This window comes from Dietzia sp. SYD-A1 (assembly GCF_015356725.1).
Lineage (GTDB): Bacteria > Actinomycetota > Actinomycetes > Mycobacteriales > Mycobacteriaceae > Dietzia.
The window spans coordinates 1-560 of record NZ_JADDKI010000261.1; the positions used below are offsets into that span (position 1 = coordinate 1).

Sequence of the window (560 nt, forward strand, 5' to 3'; positions counted from 1 at the left end):
GGTCGAGCCGGTGCTGCGGCGCCTGTGGCACCGGCTTCCGTGGCTGGTGGTGGGGTTGGTGGGGGCCCTGCTCGCCGCGGGAGTGGTGGGCGGCTTCGAGGCCGTGCTCGCCGAGCACGTCCTCATCGCGTTCTTCGTCCCCGGCGTGGTCTACCTCGCCGACGCGATCGGGACCCAGACCGAGGCGCTCGTCATCCGCGGACTCTCGCTGGGGGTCGGGATACGTCAGGTGGCAGGGCGCGAGATCCTCACCGGGATCCTCCTGGGGCTCGTCCTCGGCGTGGTGTCCCTGGTCCTGGTGGGTGTGATCTGGCAGGACTGGTCGGTGGCGCTGGCGGTCGCCCTCGCGCTGCTCGCCGCCGCCTCACTGGCCACGGTCATCGCGCTGGTGCTGCCGTGGCTCATCGACAGGGTCGGCAGGGACCCCGCCTTCGGCTCGGGCCCCCTCGCCACGGTGCTGCAGGACATCATCACGGTCACGATCTATTTGGCCGTGGCGTCCGTCCTCGTGGTGTGACACGCCCCGTGGGCCACGGCCAAATAGATCGTGACCGTGATGA

General features: G+C 70.5%; 1 protein-coding gene. It reads left to right on the forward strand.

Going from position 1 to position 560, the window contains the following annotated elements; genetic code table 11:
• A partial coding sequence (locus tag IY392_RS11285; protein ID WP_194861267.1) for a magnesium transporter occupies positions 1-517 on the forward strand: 517 nt, incomplete at its 5' end.
• Between the last annotated feature and the right edge of the window lie 43 nt (positions 518-560).